We start from the raw sequence: 20,867 nt of genomic DNA, 5'->3' as shown, positions 1-20,867 counted from the left end.
TCCCCGACCGGGCGTCGTAGCTATGTGTCACCTGTGACCTTGCTGAAGAGTCAGGCCTGAGACGCGGCCTTGGCGCGCGACCGCGTGGTGCGAGGCTTGACAGCGGCGCCGGCTGCCTTCGCGGGCGCCGCCTTGACCGGTGCCGCCTTGGCCGCGGCGGTCTTGCCCGCGGCCCCGTTCGCCTTGGCGGCGCGAGCCGTCGCCGCGGCTGATCCCTTGCCGGTGCCCTTGAGGCCCAGCATGTGCCGCAGGAACTGACCGGTGTGGCTCTCGGGCACCTCGGCCAGCTCTTCCGGCGTGCCGGTGGCCAGCACCAGCCCGCCCTTGCTGCCGCCCTCGGGGCCCATGTCGATCAGCCAGTCGGCGTTCTTGATCACATCGAGGTTGTGCTCGATGGTGATCACGGTGTTGCCCTTGTCGACCAGGCCGTTGAGCACCAGCAGCAGCTTGCGGATGTCCTCGAAGTGCAGGCCGGTGGTCGGCTCGTCGAGCACGTAGACCGTCTTGCCGGTCGACCGCTTCTGCAGCTCGGAGGCCAGCTTGACGCGCTGCGCCTCGCCGCCGGACAGCGTCGGCGCGGGCTGGCCCAGCCGGACGTAGCCCAGGCCCACGTCGACCAGGGTCTTGAGGTGCCGGTGGATCGAGGTGATCGGCTCGAAGAAGCCGGCCGCCTCCTCGATCGGCATCTCGAGAACCTCGGAGATGGTCTTGCCCTTGTAGTGCACCTCGAGCGTCTCGCGGTTGTACCGGGCGCCCTTGCAGACCTCGCACGGGACGTAGACGTCGGGCAGGAAGTTCATCTCGATCTTGATCGTGCCGTCGCCCGCGCAGTTCTCGCAGCGGCCGCCCTTGACGTTGAACGAGAACCGGCCCGGGCCGTAGCCGCGCACCTTGGCCTCGGTCGTCTCGGCGAACAGCTTGCGGATGTTGTCGAAGACACCCGTGTACGTGGCCGGGTTGGACCGCGGCGTGCGGCCGATCGGCGACTGGTCGACGCCGACCACCTTGTCGACGTTCTCGAGCCCGGTGATGCGGGTGTGCCGGCCCGGCACCATGCGGGCGCCGTTGATCTGGTTGGCCAGCACGGTGTACAGGATGTCGTTGACCAGCGTCGACTTGCCGGAACCGCTCACCCCGGTGACCGCGATGAACTGCCCCAGCGGGAACCCGACGGTGAGGCCGCGCAGGTTGTGCTCGCGGGCGCCCTGCACCACCAGTTCGCGGCCCGGCATCTGCGGGCGCCGGCCGGCCGGGGTCGGGATCGACTTGCGGCCCGACAGGTAGGCGCCGGTGGGCGACTTCTGGTTCTTGAGCAGGCCCTCGACCGAGCCGCTGTGCACGATGTGACCGCCGTGCTCACCGGCGCCGGGGCCGATGTCGACGATCCAGTCGGCGGTGCGGATCGTGTCCTCGTCGTGCTCGACCACGATCAGCGTGTTGCCCAGGTTCTTCAACCGCACCAGGGTCTCGATGAGCCGGTGGTTGTCGCGCTGGTGCAGGCCGATCGACGGCTCGTCGAGCACGTAGAGCACGCCGACCAGGCCGGAGCCGATCTGGGTGGCGAGCCGGATGCGCTGCGCCTCGCCGCCCGACAGGGTGCCGGCGCCGCGGTCGAGCGACAGGTAGTCGAGGCCGACGTCGACCAGGAACTGCAGCCGGGCGTTGATCTCTTTGAGGACCCGCTCGGCGATCATCTTCTGCCGGTCGTCGAGCTCGATGCTCGCCAGCAGCTCGGCGCAGTCACCGATGGACAGGTTGCAGACCTCGGCGATGCTCTTGCCGGCGATCGTCACCGCCAGCACCTCGGGCTTGAGCCGGGTGCCGCCGCAGACCGGGCAGGGCACGTCGCGCATGTAGCCCTCGTACTTGTCGCGCGACCAGTCGCTCTCGGTGTCGTTGTGCCGGCGCTCGATCCACTGCACCACGCCCTCGAAGCCGGTGTAGTAGGAGCGCTCACGGCCGTACTTGTTGCGGTAGCGGACGTGGACCTGGTCCTCCGCGCCGTGCAGCACCATCTTCTGGACCCGGCTGGAGAGCGAGCGCCACGGGGTGTCGATGCTGAACTTCTCGGACTTGGCCAGGGCCTCGAGCAGGCGCAGGAAGTATTCCTGGGTCTGGCCGCCGGACCAGGGCTGGATCGCGCCCTCGCGGATGCTGCGCTCCTCGTCCGGGATGATCAGCTCGGGGTCGACCTCTTTCTTGGTGCCCAGGCCGGTGCACTCGGGACAGGCGCCGTACGGGGCGTTGAACGAGAAGACCCGGGGCTCGAGGTCCTCGATGGCCAGCGGGTGGTCGTTCGGGCAGGCCAGGTGCTCGCTGAAGCGGCGCTCGCGCTGCGGGTCGTCCTCCGGCAGGTCGACGAAGTCGAGCAGGACGATGCCGCCGGCCAGGCCGAGCGCGGACTCGATCGAGTCGGTGAGTCGCTGCTTGCTGCCCGCCTTGACGCTGAGCCGGTCGACCACCACCTCGATGGTGTGCTTCTCCTGCTTCTTCAGCTTCGGCGGCTCGGTCAGCGGATAGACGACGCCATCGACCCGCGCCCGCGCGTAGCCCTTGGCCTGCAGCTCGGCGAACAGGTCGACGTACTCGCCCTTGCGGCCGCGGATGACCGGGGCCAGCACCATGAAACGGGTGCCTTCCTCCATGGCGAGCACGCGGTCGACGATCTGCTGCGGGGTCTGCTTGCTGATCCGCTCGCCGCAGACCGGGCAGTGCGGGATGCCGGTACGCGCGAACAGCAGACGCAGGTAGTCGTAGACCTCGGTGATGGTGCCGACCGTCGAGCGCGGGTTGCGCGAGGTCGACTTCTGGTCGATCGACACCGCCGGGCTCAGACCCTCGATGAAGTCGACGTCGGGCTTGTCCATCTGCCCGAGGAACTGCCGCGCGTACGACGACAGGGACTCGACGTAGCGCCGCTGCCCCTCGGCGAAGATCGTGTCGAACGCGAGGCTGGACTTGCCGGAACCGGACAGACCGGTGAACACGATCATGGCGTCGCGCGGCAGGTCCAGGTTGACGTCGCGCAGGTTGTGCTCGCGCGCGCCTCTAATAGTCAAACGGTCGGCCACCAGCCAGCCTCTCCGTACAGGTGTTTGAAAAGAGCAGAGCCGCGGCCACTCTAGCCATGGGGTACGACAAGTTTTGCCGCCGCCGGCACCAGGAGAGTGCAGCGCTTGTCACATCGCGCTAATTCCCGCACTCCAGGCCAGGTAATCGGCCTTCTAGTCCTTCTAAGGGGTGGCGGCCGGGGTGGTTGGATGGGGCTCACTCGTTCGGAGGAACCGGCAACGATCGTACGTCCCAGAGCCGTACGCCGCCCACCTGCTGCGGCTCGCCCAACGCCGACGTGAGCGTGTCGAGCAGCGGGCCCTCGTTGCGGCTGCCGGGGATCAGCACCACCACCGCGGCCCGCCAGAAGATCAGGTCCTCCGTGATGCGCGCCTTGTCGCCCGCGGAAAGCGCGGGCCGCCGGCCGTACTCGCGGACGGACCACAGCAGGTCGGAGGTGAACCGGCGGGGCGCGTTCCACGAGCCGGTGCGGTCGGACGGCGGGTTGACCGGGCCCATGAAGTAGCCCCGGGGCGAGCGGTATTCGAGCCCCGACAACGCCGACCAGCGCACCCCCGTACGCCCGGTGGTGACCTCGGGCAGCGGCACGGTCACCAGGCTGCGGTCGGCCGGCACGTACTGCCGCCAGGCGCCCTGGGTCAGGAACGGCGGCAGCGGGTCGGCCTCGACGACCGGCAACGGCTTCGGGAACAGCGGCACGAGCGCGAGCACCAGGCCCACCTGCCACAGCCGGCGCCCGCGCGGGGTGAAGGTGCGCAGGCGGTCGGTGGCCAGCGCGAGCAGCACCCCGGCGATCGTCGCCGGCACCATGGCGAACCGGGTCACGCTGACCAGGTCGATGACCGGCACGTGGCTGATCAGGCCGAACGGCAGCGGGACCGACGTGCGGTGGCCGAAGACGACCAGCGTGGGGCCCATCGAGGCGATGAGCAGCACGAGGGCGGAGATCGCGGCGGCCCGGGCGGCCACCGAGCGCCACAGCACCACCACCGAAGCGACGATCATGATCAGGCCGACCGGGCCGAAGAACATGTTGTCCTCCGTGCCGCTGACGCTCATCCGCCGGGTCAGTTCGGCGTTGCCGGCCAGCGACTGCCGCGCGAACCCGGCCAGCGAAGCCAGGTCGGTCGCGTACATGTCCGGCGCGAAGGGCTGACCGTGGTAGTTGCCCTTGCCCAGGAACTGCAGCCACAGCGGGTAGGCCAGCAGGGCGCCGGCGACCGCGATCGCGACGCCGAGACCGGCCAGCAGGGGCCGGGCGTCGCGCCTGGCCCGGGCCGGGGCCATCACCGCGTACGCAAGGACGAAGACGCCCAGGGCGAGCGCGGTGAACAGCAGGCTTTCCTCGTTGATGAACACTTGGACGACGACCAGCAGCGCGAGGATCACCCCACCGCGCCAGTGCCGCCCCGGCTCGCGCAGCCGTAGCACCTGCCAGACGATGAACGGCAGCACCCACTGGCTGACGAAGTTCACGTGGCCGTTGGCGTGCGACACCATCGTCGGCGCGAAGCCGCACCACAGCCCGCCGATCCAGGCCGCGACCCGGCTGGTCACCAAATGCCGCGACAGCACCCAGTACCAGGCGAAGGCCGTGCCGGCCAGGCCCAGCGTGAGCAGCAGAGCCACCGAGACGCCGGCGCCGAACCAGTGGGTGACCGGGGCCAGCGGCAGGCTCAGGGCCAGCACCGAGGTGTTGGCCATCATGTTCACGCCGTCGGGCACGTTGATGCGGTCGCTGAAGAACGGGTTGTCGCCGTGGAACAGCACCCGCTCGCCGTGGGCCAGGAAGAACAGGAAGACGCCGTGGTCGTCGTCGTTGCTGGCCAGCACCCGGCCGTTCGGGTCGCGCCACAACTGGATCATGACGAGAAGGGCCAGCGCCAGGTAGTTCAGGCCGGCCCAGAGATCGGCCCGGTTGCGCCGGGGAGCAGGCGTCACGGGCCGGGGATCGGCCTTGTCCTCGACGACTTCCTCCACCGCACGCACCGGTGCATTGTGACAGAGGGGTACGTCAGGAACGCCTGCGGCGGTGTCCGGCCGCCCCGGCCAGACGGGCCGACTGCCGCGCCGACTCCACCTCGATCTCGTGCCGCAACTTGCGCCAGCTGGCCAGCCGCCGGGCCGCGAGCGTGCCGTCGGCCACCGCCGCCGTCACCGCGCAACCAGGTTCGGATTCGTGCCGGCAGTCGTCGAAGCGGCAGTCCTGAGCCAGGCCGGTGAGGTCGGCGAAGGCGCGGCTCAGGCCCTCGGCCGTGTCGAGCAGGCCGACGCCTCGGATGCCCGGCGTGTCCAGCACGGCACCGCCCCCGGCCAGCAGCACCAGATTCCGGTACGCCGTGGTGTGCCGGCCCTTGCCGTCGACGTCGCGGATCTGCTGCACCGGCATGACCGCCGTGCCGGCGAGCGCGTTGACCAGCGTCGACTTGCCGGCCCCGGAACGTCCGAGCAAGGCCAACGTGTGCCCCTCCCCCGCGTACGACCGAATTTGCTCGACGCCCAGCGCCAGCCGCGCGCTGACCGCGACCACCGGCACACCCGGCGCGATCTCGGCGACCTGACGGGTGATCGCCTCGGGATCGGCGGTCGTGTCGGCCTTGGTCAGCACCAGCAGCGGCCGGGCGCCGGACTCCCAGGCCAGGGCGAGCAGGCGCTCGATGCGGGCGTCGTCCGGTTCGGGATGGATCGGCTCGACAACCGCCACGGTGTCCATGTTCGCGGCGAGCACCTGGCCGGTGCTGTCCTTGTCGGAGGTGCGGCGGATCAGACAGGTACGCCGGGGAAGAACAGCCTCGGCCGTGGTCCGCCGGTCGGGCCAGTGCCGCAGCACCACCCAGTCGCCGGCGCAGGGCAGCAGAGCCGGGTCTTTGGCCGCTTTGAGCAGCACGTTGCCGCCCAGGCTGGCCCGGGTGACGCCGCTCTCGTCGAGAACGGTGCAGACACCCCGGTCGGCCCGCAGCACGCGGCCGGCGGTGGCGTCGGAACGGTCGAAGGGACGGTACGCGGATGCGAGGAACTCGTCCCAGCCCAGCTGGGACAGAACGTGCGACATGGGAACCCGTTTCGCAGACGGGAGGCAGGCCTGACCGCTCGGGTCAGGCGAGGGCCTCCGGGTGAAGGGACGCCAGGACGAACAGCACGCTCCCCACCTCCTCCGCGGGATCTGATCGACGCGTCTGCACCGACGGTACGGTCGCCACTACTTCAGCGAAAGCGATTTCCGACCCACTAGGGTTCTCAAGGTGACTATGGATCCGCTCGTCCTGCTCACGGACGTAGACCGAGCCACCGACGACCTCCTGCGCACCGCGGCCGACCTCGACCCGGCCGCGGTGGGCTCGCCCTCGCGGCTGCCGGGCTGGACGGTCGGCCACGTGCTGACCCACGTGGCCCGCAACGCCGACGCCATGACCAACCTGCTGACCACCGCCCGCACCGGGGTCGAGACACCGCCGTACGCGTCGGCCGAGGCCCGCGACGCCGGCATCGCCGAGGGGGCCGGGCGGCCGCTGCGCGACCAGCTGGAGGACATCCGCGCCTCGCACGAGCGGTTCGCCGACGCCGGGGCGGCCCTGCCGATCGAGGGGTGGGCGTTCTTCCTGCCCTGGCTGGGGCAGTCGGCGGCGGCGGTGCCGTGGGCCCGGCTGCGCGAGGTGACGGTGCACCACGTCGACCTCGGGCTGGGCTACACGCCGGCCGACTGGTCGGACGCGTTCGCGCTGCGGCTGCTGCGCGAGATCGTGGCCGGCGCCGGTGAGGACTGGCCGGCCCTGCAGCTGCGGCCGTACGGCATCGAGCACGTGCTGACCATCGGCGATCAGCCCGACCCGCCGGTCGTGGGCGGTCCGACCAAGTCGATAGCGGCCTGGCTCACCGGCCGCGGGGACGGCGCCGACCTGACCGTCTCGCCCGACGGTGAGCTCCCGAAACCAGCGAGGTGGAAGTGATGGCGTACACCGGAGAAGTCAAGCGCGGCGGGCGGCCGGCCGTCCGCGACCTGGGCCGCCTGACCATCACCAAGGTCTCGGTGGGCGAGATGGACAACAACGCCTACCTGCTGCGCAGCGGCGACGAGCAGATCCTGATCGACGCCGCCGACGACGCCCGTACGCTGCTCGACCTGGTCGGCGAGGCCGGGCTCGAGACGGTGGTCACCACCCACCGCCACGGCGACCACTGGCAGGCCCTGGCCGAGGTGGTCGAGGCCACCGGGGCCGCGTCGCTGGCCCACGCGGCCGACGCCGACGGCATTCCGGTCGTCACCGGCACGGTCCGCGAGGGCGACCTGATCGCGGTGGGCGAGCACGCCCTCGAGGTGATCCACCTGGTCGGCCACACGCCCGGCTCGATCGCCCTGCTCTTCCACGACCCGGAAGGCATCGGCCACTTGTTCACCGGCGACAGCCTGTTCCCGGGCGGCGTGGGCAACACCCGCGGCAACAAAGAGAACTTCGAGTCGCTGCTGAATGACGTCGAGCTCAAGCTGTTCAACCGGCTGCCCGACGAGACCTGGTTCTACCCGGGCCACGGCAACGACTCCACCCTGGGCAAGGAGCGTCCGCACCTGGCCGAATGGCGCGACCGCGGCTGGTAGTTATCTTGAGCGGGGCTCGTTGATGCCGATGTAGTGGGTATGAGACGTGTGCCGGCTCTCCTGGTGCCGACGTTCGCCCTGCTGGCCGGTTCGGTCTCGGCGGTCGCGCCGGGCACGGCGGCGGCTCACTGGTCGTACCTGATCGCCTTCGCCGGCATGGTCGCCCTGGCCTGGGTGCGGTTGCGCAGCCTGCGGGGCCCGACCAGGTCCGGGTACGTCCTGATCGTGGCCGCGCTGTCGGTCTGGCTCGCGGGTGACCTGCTCTACGACGCGCTGACCGGGATCACCGGCGGCATGGGCGAGGTGACCCCGTCCGACGCGCTCTGGATCGCCGGCTATCCGCTGCTGGCGGCCGGGCTGATCCGCCTGACCCAGTTGCGCGCGCCCGGCCGGCTGCGTGAGGGCCTGCTCGACGGCCTGGTCATGGCGACCGTGGTGGCCTGGCTGTGCTGGCAGTTCATCATCCTGCCGGCCGCGGAGAACCAGCGCCTGTCGCTGCAGGTGGCGGTGGCCGCCTTCTACCCGTTCGGCGACGTGCTGCTGTTCGCCGCCATCGCGGTGCTCGTGCTGGTGCCGGGCACCCGGCGCGGCCCGACGCCGTACCTGGCCGGGGCGCTCGCCCTCACCCTGGTCGGCGACATCGGCATCTCGACGCTGCCGGAGCTGTTGCCCAGCCTCTCCCGGGCCGTGCAGGCCGAGCGTCTGGACGGCGTGCTGCTGCTGGCCAACAGCCTGCTCGTGGCGGCCATCGTGCACCGCGACGCCGAGCGGATCGCCGACCGGGCGCCCCGCGAGCAGCGGCTGCACCCGGCCCGGGTGGTCTTCCTGGGCATCGCCCTGCTGGTGCTGCCGACGATGGCCGGCCTGCACAGCTTCGAGGGCGCGCTCAGCCGCGTATCGCTGGTCGTCTCGGTGGTGCTGATGACGACGCTGATCCTGGTCCGCTTCGTCTTCGTGGTGCGGGAGCAGGAACGCATCCGGGCCGCGCTGGCCTATCAGGCCGAGCACGACCAGCTGACCGGGCTGGCCAACCGGCCGGCGCTGCGTTCCCGGCTGGAGGCGGTGCTGGCCGGTCCGCGCGGCGACGGCTTCGGCCCGGTGCTGTTCTACCTCGACCTCAACGGCTTCAAGCAGGTCAACGACCGGTACGGGCACGCGGCAGGCGACTTCGTGCTGGTCGAGTTCGCCCGCCGCCTGGTCGCCGAGGTCCGCCCGGGCGACATGGCGGCCCGCCTCGGCGGCGACGAGTTCGTGGTGCTGGCCGAGGACGTGGACGGCGAGGAGGCGGCCGCGGCCCTGGCCCTCCGCCTGCGCGAACTGGCCGCCGAGCCCGTACGCCGGGGTGACGAGGCCTACGAGGTCGGTGTCAGCATCGGCGTGGCCGCCGCCGCCCACGTCCCCCACCCCGACGCCGACACGCTGCTCGCCGCGGCCGACGGCCGGATGTACGCCGAGAAGACCTCTCACTCGCGAGCGAAGTCCCCCAGCATTCCGGTGTAGGGCTTGGGCGGGGGCGGGGCGTACTCGCCGCGGGCCGAGGTGCGCACGCCGAGCGTGATCAGCGATTGCACCAGCAGCGTGGCCGCGGCGACCCCGTCGATCACCGGCACCCCGAGCTCGGCCGAGGCGACCGCGGCGAAGCCGGCCATCCCCGCGCACCCCAGCACGATCGCGTCCGAGTCGTCGTGCTCCAGGGCGTGCCGGGCCAGCGCGACGACCTCCTTGCGCGCGGCCGGGTCGGACTCCAGCTCCAGGACGGGGATGTCGCAGGCGTGCACGCCCCGGCAGGCGCCCGCGGCGGCGTAACGCCCGGCCAGGTCGTGCGCTCTCCCCCGCGTACGGGAAAGGGTGGTGACCACGCTGAAACCGCGACCGACCAGCGTCGCCGCGTGCATCGCGGCCTCCGCGATGCCGACCACCGGACCGTTCGCCACCTCGCGGGCGGCGTCGAGCCCGGGATCGCCGAAGCAGGCCAGCACATAGCCGTCGGCGTCGCGCAGGACGGCCAGGATGCCGGGCACCGCGAGGGCCTCGTCGTAGTGGCTCTCGATCGAGGCCGGTCCCATGCTCGACGTGACCGCCTCGACGACGACGCCCGGACCGGCCACGGCCCGGGCGCTCGCCTCGATCAGCGCGGTCATCGACTCCGTGGTGTTGGGGTTGATGACCCGGATCCTCATACCCCCTTCAGCTCCCTGACCGGCGAACTCCGGCGGGTCAGCGCCAGGTGGACGAGGAAGCCGAGGCCCATGCCGATGAACCAGCTGTACTGGGCGGTGGTGTGCATGCCCGGTCCGCCGGTCCACAGCACCGGGATCATGGCGACGACCGCGCCGACGGCGGTGGCGATGATCGCCGGCGGGTTGTAGCCCTTCTTGTAGTGGTAGCGACCCTCGGGCGACATCGTGAACATCGCGTCGACGTCCACCTTCTGCCGGCGGATCAGGTAGTAGTCGGCGATCAGCACGCCGAACAGCGGGCCGATGAAGGCGCCCAGCGTCTCGAGCGTGTAGTGGATGACGTCCGGGTTGTTGTAGAGGTTCCACGGCGTGAGCAGCACCGAGCCGACCGCGGCGATCATGCCGCCCATCCGCCAGCTGATCTTCTGCGGGCTGACGTTGGAGAAGTCGAACGCGGGCGAGATGAAGTTGGCGACGATGTTGATGCCGATGGTGGCGATCGTGAAGGTCAGCGCGCCCAGGGCGATCGCGAACGTGCTGTCGATGCGCGACACCGTCTCGACCGGGTCGGTGATCAGCTCGCCGAACACCGGCAGGGTCAGCGAGGCGGTGACGACGACCAGGATCGCGAAGAACAGGAAGTTCAGCGGCAGGCCGAGCAGGTTGCCCCGCTTCACCGCGCCGAACGACTTGCCGTAGCGGGAGAAGTCACCGAAGTTGAGCATCGGGCCCGAGAAGTACGAGACCACGAGCGCGATGGCGCCCAGCATCACCGGCACCGCGTCCCAGCCGTGGTACCGCACGTCGCCCAGGTTGAGGTCGATCTCGCTCCAGCCCGCCCGGGAGATCAGGTAGCCGCAGAGCAGGATCATGACGACGTAGACGGCCGGGCCGCAGAAGTCGATGAACTTGCGGATCGTCTCCATGCCCCGCCAGAAGACCGCCGCCTGCAGGACCCAGAGGACCGCGTACGTGCACCACCCGAGCAGCGGGAGGCCGAGGAACCCGTACTGATCCACATCGGCGTACGGGGCCAGCCCGGGCCAGAACTTGAGCACCACGACGTCGAGGGCGGCCGAGGCCAGGTACGTCTGGATGCCGTACCAGGCGACAGCGATCGCACCCCGGATGATGGCCGGCACGTTCGCGCCGAGCACCCCGAACGCGACCCGGTTGATCACCGGATAGGGCACGCCGGTGACCTGGCTCGGCTTGGCCACCAGGTTGCAGAAGAAGTAGACGATCGTGATGCCGGCGACCAGCGACACCAGCACCTGCCAGCTGGACAGGCCCAGCGCGAACAGGCTGCCCGCGGTCACGTAGCCGCCGACGCTGTGCACGTCGGACATCCAGAAGGCGAAGATGTTGTACGAGCCCCAGTGCTGCTTTTTCAGCGGCGCCAGGTCCTCGTTGGTCAGTCGCGGGTCGTAGGTGGGTTTGATGACGCCGCTGCCGACCGGCATGCCGGCGGCTTCGACCACGTCCTGGGGCTTGCTCGTTGTGATGTCGGCCATGCCGTGACGCTAAGTATCGGCTGTTTCACCTGGATGAGCGGAACTGTATATCTTCCGGCTCGAACAGCCCGGTGTCCCGCGGCAGGGCCTCGATCGCGGCCTGCAACCGGTGGTGGTGGGTCTCGAACACCGCGATCAGCGCGTCGGCGTCCCGGGCGCGGAACGCGGCCAGCATGCCCGCGTGGTCGGCGTGCAGCAGCTCGCGCTCGGCACTGTCCAGATGCGACATGGGCTGCAGCGGTTCGGTCTGGTTCCAGGCCAGGTCGAGCATGTGCAGCAGCCGCCGCATGCGGCAGGGCCGGATGAGGGCGAGATGGAAGCGCCGGCTCTCGCGGTGGTAGAGCCTTCCGTCGTACGCCCGGATCGCCCCGTCGAGGGCCGCGTGCGCAGCCCGGGCCTGCTCGTCGTCGTCCGCACAGGCCAGCTCGACCGCCACGCGCAGTCCCGCCGTCTCGAGCGCCTCGCGCACCAGGTAGATCTCGGCGAACTCGCGCGCGGTCATCATGGCCACGCGGTAGCCGCCGTTGGGCCGGTGATCCACCAGCCCCTCCCCGATCAACGTCATCAGAGCTTCCCGCACGGGGATCCGGCTCACCCCGAACGCGGCCGCCACCGCGTCGACGGGGATGGCCGAGCCGGGCGGCACCTGCCCGTCCAGGATGATGCTGCGAAGCTCGTCCTGCGGGCTGCCGAGGGGCCGGTCGGTCAGCCGCGAGACCAGGATCGACCGGCGGCGGGGACCTGGCATGCCCGGACTCTAGACCGCCGGCGTTACAGAGCCTTTTCCGTGCTGGTCGAGGTGGTCGCGCATCTGCTGGGCGAAGCCCTCGGCGAAGGCCAGCTGGTCACGCAGCGCCTGCACGCGGGCCTCGGCCGCGTGGTGGAAGGCGGCCAGCCGGTCGAGCAGGGCCGCGCGGTCGCCCGTGCCCGCGGTCAGCTCGTCGAGTATCTGCAGCAGGTCGCGCATCTCGTCGAGGGTGAAGCCGAGCGGTTTCATCCGCTTGACCACGCGCAGCCGGTCGAGGTCGGGCTCGGTGTAGAGCCGGAAGCCGCCGTCGCTGCGGGCGGACGGCACGATCAGGCCGGCCTCCTCGTAGTGGCGGATCGTGCGGATGCTCAGGCCGACCCGTTCCGCCGCCTCGCCGATCTGCATGTGCCGTCCGGTCATGCGTTCAGTCTGCCCGCGAGGTTCCCGTGGAAGTTCGCGCTGGCCTCGTTGAGCCCGACGATCTCGACGTTCTTGCCGTGCGCGGCGTACTTGGTGTTGATGGCGTCGAGGGCGGCCACCGACGACGCGTCCCAGATGTGCGCGCCGCTCATGTCGATGACGACGTGGTCGGGGTCGCCCGCATAGTCGAACTGGTGCACGAGGTCGTTGCTCGAGGCGAAGAACAGTTCCCCGCGTACGGAGTAGGTGTTCCCGTTCTTGCTGACCTCGGTGAAGTGGGCGACCCGGCGCGCGAAGACGACCATCGCCGCCAGCACGCCCAGCACCACGCCGACGGCCAGGTTGTGCGTGGCCAGCGTGCCCGCCACGGTCACCACCATCACGATGATCTCGCCGGCGGGCATCCGCTTGAGTGTGGCCGGCGCGATGCTGTGCCAGTCGAACGTACCCACGGAAACGATGATCATCACGGCCACCAGCGCGGCCATCGGGATCAGCGCGACCACGTCGCCCAGCACCACCACCAGGATCAGCAGGAACGTGCCGGCTAGGAAGGTCGACAGCCGGGTGCGGGCGCCCGAGACCTTCACGTTGATCATCGTCTGGCCGATCATGGCGCAGCCGCCCATGCCGCCGAAGAGCCCGGTGACGATGTTGGCCACGCCCTGGCCCCACGACTCTCGGGTCTTGTCGGAGCGCGTGTCGGTGACGTCGTCGACCAGCTTGGCCGTCATCAGCGATTCCATCAGCCCGACCAGTGCGATTCCCAACGCGTACGGCGCAATGACCTTCAGGGTTTCCAGGCTGAACGGCACGTCCGGGAGCCCGAACGCGGGCAGGCTGCTGGGCAGCTCACCCTCGTCGCCCACAGTGGGCACCACGACGTGCGCGATCAGCGTGAACCCGGTGAGCAGCACGATCGCCACCAGCGGGGCGGGCACGGCCGTGGTCAGCCGGGGCAGCAGCACGATGACGGCCAGCGCGACCGCCACCAGCGGATAGACCAGCCACGGGACGCCGATCAGGTGCGGCACCTGGGCGCTGAAGATCAGGATGGCCAGCGCGTTGACGAACCCGACCATGACGCTGCGCGGGATGAACCGCATCAGCTTGGCCACCCCGGCCAGGGCCAGCACGATCTGCAGCAGCCCGCCCAGGATCACCGCGGCGATCAGGTAGTTGAGCCCGTGCTCCTTGGCCAGCGGCGCCACCACCAGGGCGATGGCGCCGGTCGCGGCCGAGATCATGGCCGGGCGGCCGCCGGTGAAAGCGATCGTGACGGCCATGGTGAACGAGGCGAACAAGCCCACCTTGGGGTCGACGCCCGCGAGGATCGAGAACGAGATCGCCTCGGGGATCAGCGCGAGCGCGACCACCAGGCCGGCCAGGACTTCGGTGCGGAGCACGGTGAATCTCATGGGCACGAGGCGGAACCCTACTCTTCCGTGAGAGGAGAGTAGGAGCTCATCCCGCAAGTGTGTGGAAGAACGCTCGCACGTCGTCGGCGAACATCTTGGGCTGCTCGGCCGAGAGGAAGTTGCCGCCGGCCGGCAGCTCGGTCCAGTGGACGACCGGGGTGTCGCGTTCGGCGAACCGGCGCACCGTGATGTCGGTGACTCCCAGCGCCACGCCCAACGGCACGGTCGACTTCTCTTTCGGCGCCCACGCCGACGGGTCGTGCGCCATCTCCCAGTACAGATTGGCCGACGAACCCGCCGTGCCGGTGAACCAGTACAGGCTCACATTGGTCAGCAGCAGATCGCGATCGACCGCGTCCTCGGGCAGGTTCGCCGCCGGGTCGGTCCACTCCTGGAACTTCTCGACGATCCAGGCCAGCTGACCGACTGGCGAGTCGTGCAGGCCGAAAGCGAGCGTCTGGGGCCGGGTCGACTGGATGGCGTTGAAGCCCATCTTGTCGTCCCGGAACTCCTGCAGGCGGCCCAGCCGGCCCTGCTCGGCCTCGGTCAGCCCCTCGAACTCGGCCGGGTCACCCGACGGGAACGTGATGTGGCCGTTGACGTGCACGCCGATCACCCGTCCGGGCTGCTGCCGGCCCATCTCGACCGCGATCGCGGCTCCGCCGCCGTTGCCCTGTACGCCGTACCGCTCGTAGCCGAGCCGGTGCATGACCTCGTTGAGCGCGGCCGCGCTGCGGGACGTGTTCCAGCCCGCACTCGTCAACGGACCCGAGAAGCCGACGCCGGGGTTGCTGGCCAGCACCAGGTGGAAGTCGGCGGTCAGATCCTCGACGACCGGCTGGTACAGGGCGAACGAGCCGGGCCAGTCATGGCTGATCAGCAGCGGGGTGGCCGCGGGGTTGGCCGAGCGGATGTGCGCGAAGTGCAGCGTCTGACCGTCGACCTCGGTGACGAACTGGGGCATCTCGTTGAGCCAGGCCTCGGCGGCGCGCCAATCGAATTCCTCCTGCCAGTAGCGGGCGAGGTCGCGCAGGTAGTCGACCGGGACGCCGCGCTGCCAGCCCTGGCCGGGGATCTCGCCGCCCCAGCGGGTGCGGGCCAGGCGGTCGCGGAGATCGTCGACGTCCTTCTGGTCGATGGCGATGCGGAAGGGGCGGATCTCGGTCATCTCGGCTCCCCTTTGGTGTTACGGAACGGAACACTTCGTTCCGTTTCAACGTACCAGAGGGGAACGTTCCGTTCCAGGGGTAATCTGTGCCGATGAGGACACGTGAGGCGGCCCGCAACAGCGAGGCGATCCTGGCCGCGGCGCGCGAGGTGTTCCTGGCCGACGCCCGGGCGCCGATCTCCGCCGTGGCCGAACGGGCCGGCGTCGGCATCAGCGCGCTCTACCGCCGCTACCCGGGCAAGGAAGATCTGCTGCGCACGCTGTGCCACGACGGGCTGCGCCGGTTCATCGCCGAGGCCGAGCAGGCCGCGGCCGAACCCGACGACTGGGCGGCGTTCGAGGCTTTCCTGCGCGGCGTGGTCGAGGCCGACGTGCACTCGCTGACCGTGCATCTGGCCGGCACGTTCACCCCGACGGCCGAGATGAACACCGACGCCGTACGGGCCTCGGAGCTCGGGGACGCACTGTTCGACCGGGCCCGGGGACGCATGCGGGCCGGCGTCGTGCCGGCCGATGTGACGATGCTGCTCGAGATGTGCGCGGCCGTCCGCGTGCCCGGCGACCCGGCCCGCACGACCGAGCTGCGCCGCCGCTACGTGACCTTCCTGCTCGACGGCCTGCGCGCCGGCGGCGAGCTGCCCGGCCCACCGCCGGCCGAGGCCGAGGTCAACTGGCGGTGGCGGGCGTGATCAGAACCCCTTGACGACCTCGCCCGACTCCATCGGCAGCGAGAACATCGGGAAGTCGTAGGCGATGGCGTTGTCGTGCTCCTCGGGCGAGGTGGCCGCCGTGCAGTCGGTCAGCGTGATGACCCGGTAGCCGTTCTCGTACGCGCTGCGCATGGTCGACTCGACACAGCAGTTGGTCAGGAACCCGGCCAGGACCACCGTCTCGATCCCCTTGCTGCGCAGGATGAAGTCGAGGTTGGTGCTCGCGAAGGTGTCGAGGCCACGCTTGCCCTCGATGACGATGTCACCGTCGGCCGGGGTCAGCTCGTCGACGATCGCCGCGCCCCAGGTGCCCTTCACGAAGGCGTTCCCGTCGACAACCCCTTTCAGAATCCCGTACGGGTGTCGCGACAGCTCGCCGTACCCGGCCGCGAAGGTGATCGGCGCGTGCATGATCGTCACGCCGGCGGCCCGCGCGGCCTCGACGAACGCCACCGTCTTGCCCAGCATCCCGGTCTTGTCCATCACCGCTGAGACCGCCGGATGCAGCACGCCGCCCTCGGATGTGAACTCGTTCTGGTACTCGATCAGCACCACCGCCGTCTTGGCAGGGTCCAGCCGCAGCGTCTCCGTCATCCCGTCCTCCTCGTCGTGGTTCGGGTCACCCCCTCCACGCAAGCACCCCTCTGCCCTCAGCGGAAGGGGGCGTCGGGATCAGCGGGGGTGGATAGGCTGAAGCACGAGTGGCGGGAGGTGCGCGATGCAGATGCGACACGATCCGGGGCGCTGGGGCCAGCCTCAGCAGCCGGAACCCTGGCCGCAGCCGGCCATGCCCGGCTGGCTGGAGGAGAAGCTGTTCGACCAGCGCATCGTCCTGGTCCGCGGTCAGCTCACGTCCGAGGCGGCCACCGGCATCGCGGCCGCGCTGCTCACCCTCGACTCGGCCGGCCCGGCGCCCGTGCAGCTGCACCTGGCCAGCCAGGGTGGGGAGCTCGGGGCCGTGCTGTCGGTCATCGACGTCATCGACGCCATGGCCTCGCCCGTGCACGCGGTGGTCACCTCGCAGGCCGGCGGGGCCGTGGTCGCCCTGCTCGCCGCGGCCGAACGGCGGGCCGCCTACCGGCACGCCCGGTTCAAGCTCAACGAGCCCCGCTCGACCGGTGTCACCGGCACCGCCGACGAGGTCGCCCGGGCCGCCGGGCAGCACCTGCGCGAACTCGAGGAAATCACCCTGAAGCTGGTCGAGGTGACCGGCCAGTCCCGCAGCCGGATCGAGGACGACTTGTCGGCCGGGCGCAGCCTCACCGCTCAGGAAGCTCTGGAGTACGGGCTGATCGACGAGATCATCGGCAAGGCATGAAAAAACCGGCCCCGGGATTCCCGGGGCCGGTTTCTAGTACGTCAGATCAGGAAGCGACCTTCACGCCCATGGAACGGGCGGTGCCGGCGACAACCTTGATCGCGGCGTCGAGGTCGTTCGCGTTGAGGTCGACGATCTTGCGCTCGGCGATCTCTTTGATCTGGGCCTGGCTCAGCGTGCCCACGGTCTGGGTCAGCGGGTTGGAAGCGCCCGACTGGATGCCCAGAGCCTTGCGGATCAGGAAGCTGGTCGGCGGCGTCTTGTAGGCCAGCGTGTGGCTGCGGTCCTCGTAGACGCTGACGATGACCGGGATGATCTCGCCGCGGTTCTTCGCCGTCGCCTCGTCGTACTCGACCTTGACCGCACGCATGTTGGCCCCGGTCGGACCAAGCATCTTGCCGAGGTCGACCATCGCGGCGTTACCCGCCTCAAGCGCGAGGGTTACCTCATGGGTCTTTTTCTTGGGCGGCATTGCGTAGGGCTCCTTAAGGTGAGCTGCACGGGCCGTCTTGTTTAAACGCAGCTCGCCAGCTTCTTCGACACACGACAACCCCGAGACCTTACACTCGCCGCTGGAAGCGGGTCAAAACAGGTCTCGGGTACTGTCACCTAGTGTATCTCGGCGCTCAGAACTGGTCGCACTCGCACCGGTTCATCAGGGAACGGACCGCCGCCACGTACTCGGGATTGGGCAGGGTCTTGCTCTCCGCCGCGGCCTCGATGCTGCCCTGACCGGCGTTGTAGCCCGAGATGACGACGTTGAGCAGGCACCATGACGTGTGCGACTTGCACTTGCTCGGGCTCAGGTTGTAGTTCTCGCCGAAGTAGTTCTGCCCGGCCCACCGCGTGAACCACGCGATGTAGTTGGCGCCGACGAAAGCGTTGTCCTTGTAGTTCTTGGCGTCGTAGTTCAGCCCGAACCGATTGTTGATCATTGACACGGTGTCCGGCATCACCTGCATGACGCCAGTGCCGCCGTCGCAGTTGTGGATGTTGGTCTGCCACCCGCTCTCCTGCCAGGCGATGGCCTTGACCAGCGGGTAGTTCAGCTTCAGGGTCGGCGCCTCGGTACGCCAGTAGATGCGCGTCGAGGCGGCCTTGAGCGCCTTCTTGACCGTCTTCTTCGGCACCGCCTTGGTCTTGTCGCGCCGGGCGCAGGCGGGCAGCTCGCTCCAGAAGGCGGGCTGCGTGGGTTCGGCCGCCTTGGTCGTGGGCTTCTTCGACGGCTTCTTCGTGGTCGGCGCGGGCGTCGGCGACTCGGTCACCTCGGCGATCGGCTCCGGCTCCTCCGTCGGCGCCACGCTGGCCTCGGTCGTCGCCGGGGCCGGGGCGGCCACGTCGTCGTCGCCCCCGCGGACCAGCCCGCACCCGCCGGCGATGACCAGAGCGGCCAGCGCCGCGCCTATCTTGACTCCTCGCGCCATCTCGTTCCTCCCCGTGGGCACCATGTCGCTGGCGGACGCTAGCCCTTCGTCCCGATTCCGCGCAGCACCCTTAAACGAGGACTGAAACGTCGATCGACCCCGGACCGCGACCGCAACTTTCTCCGGGGACAATGGGTGTATGCAGACCCGCACCGACCTACGCAACGTCGCCATCATCGCCCACGTCGACCATGGCAAAACCACACTGGTCGACGCCATGCTGCGCCAGGGGAGCCAGTCCCACGCGCGGGGCGAGATGGCCGACCGCGTCATGGACTCCATGGACCTGGAGCGGGAAAAGGGCATCACCATTCTCGCCAAGAACACGGCGATCAGCTACCAGCCCGCCGAAGGTGACCCGGTCACCATCAACATCATCGACACCCCCGGCCACGCCGACTTCGGCGGTGAGGTCGAGCGCGGCCTCACCATGGTCGACGGCGTCGCCCTGCTCGTCGACGCCTCCGAGGGCCCGCTGCCGCAGACGCGCTTCGTGCTCCGCAAGGCTCTGGCGGCCAAGCTGCCCATCATCCTGATCATCAACAAGGTCGACCGGCCCGACGCCCGCATCAAAGAGGTCGTCGACGAGACGTACGAGCTCTTCCTCGACCTCGACGCCGACGAGCACCAGATCGAGTTCCCGATCGTCTACGCGTGCGCGCGCGACGGCATCGCCTCGCTGACCCAGCCCAAGGACGGCACCGTCCCGGAAGACAGCACCGACCTCGAGGTCCTGTTCAACACGATCCTCGAGACCATCCCCGCTCCCACCTACACCGAGGGCGCGCCGCTCCAGGCCCACGTCGTCAACCTCGACGCCTCGAACTTCCTCGGCCGCCTCGCGCTGTGCCGGGTGCACGAGGGCACGATCCGCAAGGGTCAGACCGTCGCCTGGTGCAAGACCGACGGCACGATCAGCAACGTCCGCATCTCCGAGCTGCTGATCACCGAGGGCCTCGACCGCAAGCCGGCCGAGAGCGCGGGCCCGGGCGACATCATGGCCGTCGCGGGCATCCCCGAGATCATGATCGGCGAGACCCTGGCCGACGCCGAGAACCCGAAGCCGCTCCCCCTGATCACGGTCGACGAGCCGGCCATCTCGATGGTCCTCGGCACCAACACGTCGCCGCTGGTCGGCAAGGTCAAGGGGGCCAAGGTCACGGCCCGCATGGTCAAGGACCGCCTCGACCGCGAGCTGATCGGTAACGTCTCGCTGCGGGTGCTCAACACCGAGCGGCCCGACGCGTGGGAGGTCCAGGGTCGTGGCGAGCTCGCGCTGGCCATCCTGGTCGAGCAGATGCGCCGCGAGAACTACGAGCTCACCGTGGGCAAGCCCCAGGTGGTCACCCGGACCATCGACGGCAAGCTGCACGAGCCGGTCGAGCGCCTGACCATCGACGCCCCCGACGAGTACATGGGCGCCATCACCACGCTGCTGTCCACCCGCAAGGGCCGGATGGAAGAGCTGATCAACCACGGCACCGGCTGGCTCCGCATGGAGTGGCTGGTCCCGGCGCGTGGCCTCATCGGTTTCCGTACGGAATTCCTCACCGAGACCCGCGGCACCGGCATCATGCACCACCTGTTCGAGGACTACGAGCCCTGGTTCGGCGAGCTGCGCACCCGCAACAACGGCTCGCTGGTGGCCGACCGGGCCGGCGTGGTCACCCCGTTCGCCATGATCAACATCCAGGAGCGCGGCTCGCTGTTCGTCGAGCCGACCACCGAGGTCTACGAAGGCATGATCATCGGTGAGAACTCCCGCGAGGACGACATGGACGTCAACATCACCAAGGAGAAGAAGCTCACCAACATGCGCGCGGCCAGCGCCGACAACACCGAAAAGGTGATCCCGCCGCGCAAGCTCTCGCTGGAGCAGGCCCTCGAGTTCTGCCGCGAGGACGAGTGCGTCGAGGTGACCCCGGCCGCCGTCCGCATCCGCAAGGTGGTCCTGGACCAGCAGACGCGTGGCCGCGCCGCCGCCCGCCGCAAGCACCAGCAGTAACCGTCAGCAACTGCCCCTGGCGAAACCACAACTTCAAAGGCATAAGACCGCTGTCGTAGCGGGGTGGTGGGTACAGACCGTCGCTCCCGCCGAGGTGTCTGGGCGGGCTGAGCTGGCCGCTGGCGCGTCCAGAGCGCTCACCCCACCCAGACGCGTGCGTGAGTGGTTGCGCTCGAAAAGCAGACAACAAACAACCCCCTTGGGCCGCTCAGCCCGAGGGGGTTGCTGTTTGCCGTTGTCTTTGCCGTTGGGCGCGACCACTCACGCACGTCGCCGTGGTGCGGTGAGCGTCCTGG

General features: G+C 69.6%; 18 protein-coding genes. 6 read left to right on the top strand and 12 right to left on the bottom strand.

Annotation, left to right across the window (positions count from 1 at the left end; all coding sequences use genetic code 11):
- Nucleotides 1–50: 50 nt before the first annotated feature.
- From uvrA to rsgA, 3 genes are all read right to left on the bottom strand, one after another.
- On the bottom strand, nucleotides 51–3,071 hold the full coding sequence (gene uvrA, locus OWR29_RS12355; protein WP_267562834.1) for an excinuclease ABC subunit UvrA: 3,021 nt from the start codon (nucleotides 3,069–3,071) through the stop codon (nucleotides 51–53).
- A 196-nt stretch (nucleotides 3,072–3,267) separates the two neighbouring features.
- Nucleotides 3,268–5,061, bottom strand: a complete 1,794-nt coding sequence (locus OWR29_RS12350) for a DUF6311 domain-containing protein (RefSeq protein WP_267562833.1) — start codon at nucleotides 5,059–5,061, stop codon at nucleotides 3,268–3,270.
- A 25-nt stretch (nucleotides 5,062–5,086) separates the two neighbouring features.
- Nucleotides 5,087–6,124, bottom strand: a complete 1,038-nt coding sequence (gene rsgA, locus OWR29_RS12345; RefSeq protein WP_267562832.1) for a ribosome small subunit-dependent GTPase A — start codon at nucleotides 6,122–6,124, stop codon at nucleotides 5,087–5,089.
- Between the two features lie 190 nt (nucleotides 6,125–6,314).
- On the opposite strand from rsgA, the gene OWR29_RS12340 reads away from it, so the two are divergent.
- From OWR29_RS12340 to OWR29_RS48030, 3 genes are read left to right on the top strand one after another with little or no spacing between them, the layout of a single operon-like run.
- Nucleotides 6,315–7,019: a maleylpyruvate isomerase family mycothiol-dependent enzyme gene (locus OWR29_RS12340; RefSeq protein WP_267562831.1), complete on the top strand. Its 705-nt coding sequence runs from the start codon at nucleotides 6,315–6,317 to the stop codon at nucleotides 7,017–7,019.
- Nucleotides 7,019–7,666 (top strand): MBL fold metallo-hydrolase, encoded by a 648-nt coding sequence (locus OWR29_RS12335; protein ID WP_267562830.1) that lies wholly within the window; start codon nucleotides 7,019–7,021, stop codon nucleotides 7,664–7,666. Before OWR29_RS12340 ends, OWR29_RS12335 begins: the two co-directional genes overlap by 1 nt.
- A 39-nt stretch (nucleotides 7,667–7,705) precedes the next feature.
- On the top strand, nucleotides 7,706–9,166 hold the full coding sequence (locus OWR29_RS48030; RefSeq protein WP_324291238.1) for a diguanylate cyclase domain-containing protein: 1,461 nt from the start codon (nucleotides 7,706–7,708) through the stop codon (nucleotides 9,164–9,166).
- Here the strand turns inward: OWR29_RS48030 and OWR29_RS12325 are convergent.
- The 6 genes from OWR29_RS12325 to OWR29_RS12300 are packed head-to-tail and all read right to left on the bottom strand — an operon-like array spanning nucleotide 9,130 to nucleotide 15,114.
- Complete coding sequence (locus OWR29_RS12325) at nucleotides 9,130–9,846, bottom strand: aspartate/glutamate racemase family protein (RefSeq protein ID WP_267562829.1); 717 nt, start codon at nucleotides 9,844–9,846, stop codon at nucleotides 9,130–9,132. The two genes, OWR29_RS48030 and OWR29_RS12325, sit on opposite strands and share 37 nt — an antisense overlap.
- Entirely contained in the window at nucleotides 9,843–11,360 is a 1,518-nt protein-coding gene (locus tag OWR29_RS12320) for an NCS1 family nucleobase:cation symporter-1 (protein WP_267562828.1), read from the bottom strand. The genes OWR29_RS12325 and OWR29_RS12320 overlap by 4 nt, the downstream gene beginning before the upstream one ends.
- 25 nt (nucleotides 11,361–11,385) lie before the next feature.
- The gene (locus OWR29_RS12315) at nucleotides 11,386–12,108 is read right to left on the bottom strand and encodes a GntR family transcriptional regulator (RefSeq protein WP_267562827.1); all 723 of its coding nucleotides are present in this window, start codon (nucleotides 12,106–12,108) and stop codon (nucleotides 11,386–11,388) included.
- Nucleotides 12,109–12,117: 9 nt separating this feature from the next.
- Nucleotides 12,118–12,528 carry a MerR family transcriptional regulator gene (locus tag OWR29_RS12310; protein ID WP_267562826.1) on the bottom strand — a complete coding sequence of 137 codons (411 nt, stop codon included), beginning with the start codon at nucleotides 12,526–12,528 and terminating at the stop codon, nucleotides 12,118–12,120.
- A complete protein-coding gene (locus tag OWR29_RS12305; protein ID WP_267563257.1) occupies nucleotides 12,525–13,946 on the bottom strand; it encodes a SulP family inorganic anion transporter in 1,422 nt (473 codons plus the stop codon). The genes OWR29_RS12310 and OWR29_RS12305 overlap by 4 nt, the downstream gene beginning before the upstream one ends.
- A 46-nt stretch (nucleotides 13,947–13,992) precedes the next feature.
- Nucleotides 13,993–15,114, bottom strand: coding sequence for an epoxide hydrolase family protein (locus tag OWR29_RS12300; RefSeq protein WP_267562825.1), 1,122 nt, complete (start codon nucleotides 15,112–15,114; stop codon nucleotides 13,993–13,995).
- Nucleotides 15,115–15,206: 92 nt separating this feature from the next.
- Here OWR29_RS12300 and OWR29_RS12295 point away from each other — a divergent pair, with 92 nt between their 5' ends.
- Nucleotides 15,207–15,803 carry a TetR/AcrR family transcriptional regulator gene (locus OWR29_RS12295; protein ID WP_267562824.1) on the top strand — a complete coding sequence of 199 codons (597 nt, stop codon included), beginning with the start codon at nucleotides 15,207–15,209 and terminating at the stop codon, nucleotides 15,801–15,803.
- Here the strand turns inward: OWR29_RS12295 and OWR29_RS12290 are convergent, their stop codons facing one another.
- The gene (locus OWR29_RS12290; RefSeq protein ID WP_267562823.1) at nucleotides 15,804–16,418 is read right to left on the bottom strand and encodes a cysteine hydrolase family protein; all 615 of its coding nucleotides are present in this window, start codon (nucleotides 16,416–16,418) and stop codon (nucleotides 15,804–15,806) included.
- 124 nt (nucleotides 16,419–16,542) lie between these two features.
- Between OWR29_RS12290 and OWR29_RS12285 the strand changes: the two genes are divergently transcribed.
- Complete coding sequence (locus OWR29_RS12285; RefSeq protein ID WP_267562822.1) at nucleotides 16,543–17,142, top strand: ATP-dependent Clp protease proteolytic subunit; 600 nt, start codon at nucleotides 16,543–16,545, stop codon at nucleotides 17,140–17,142.
- A 46-nt stretch (nucleotides 17,143–17,188) separates the two neighbouring features.
- Here the strand turns inward: OWR29_RS12285 and OWR29_RS12280 are convergent, their stop codons facing one another.
- Together OWR29_RS12280 and OWR29_RS12275 are read right to left on the bottom strand one after the other, a co-directional pair.
- Nucleotides 17,189–17,614 (bottom strand): uL11 family ribosomal protein, encoded by a 426-nt coding sequence (locus tag OWR29_RS12280; RefSeq protein WP_267562821.1) that lies wholly within the window; start codon nucleotides 17,612–17,614, stop codon nucleotides 17,189–17,191.
- A gap of 154 nt (nucleotides 17,615–17,768) precedes the next feature.
- Nucleotides 17,769–18,566 carry a lytic transglycosylase domain-containing protein gene (locus OWR29_RS12275; RefSeq protein WP_267562820.1) on the bottom strand — a complete coding sequence of 266 codons (798 nt, stop codon included), beginning with the start codon at nucleotides 18,564–18,566 and terminating at the stop codon, nucleotides 17,769–17,771.
- Between the two features lie 139 nt (nucleotides 18,567–18,705).
- Between OWR29_RS12275 and typA the strand changes: the two genes are divergently transcribed.
- Nucleotides 18,706–20,571 (top strand): translational GTPase TypA, encoded by a 1,866-nt coding sequence (typA, locus tag OWR29_RS12270; protein ID WP_267562819.1) that lies wholly within the window; start codon nucleotides 18,706–18,708, stop codon nucleotides 20,569–20,571.
- The last annotated feature ends 296 nt before the right edge of the window (nucleotides 20,572–20,867 follow it).

It is taken from the genome of Paractinoplanes pyxinae (genome assembly GCF_026626335.1).
GTDB classification, from domain to species: domain Bacteria; phylum Actinomycetota; class Actinomycetes; order Mycobacteriales; family Micromonosporaceae; genus Actinoplanes; species Actinoplanes pyxinae.
This window is presented reverse-complemented; position numbering and strand designations above follow the sequence as displayed.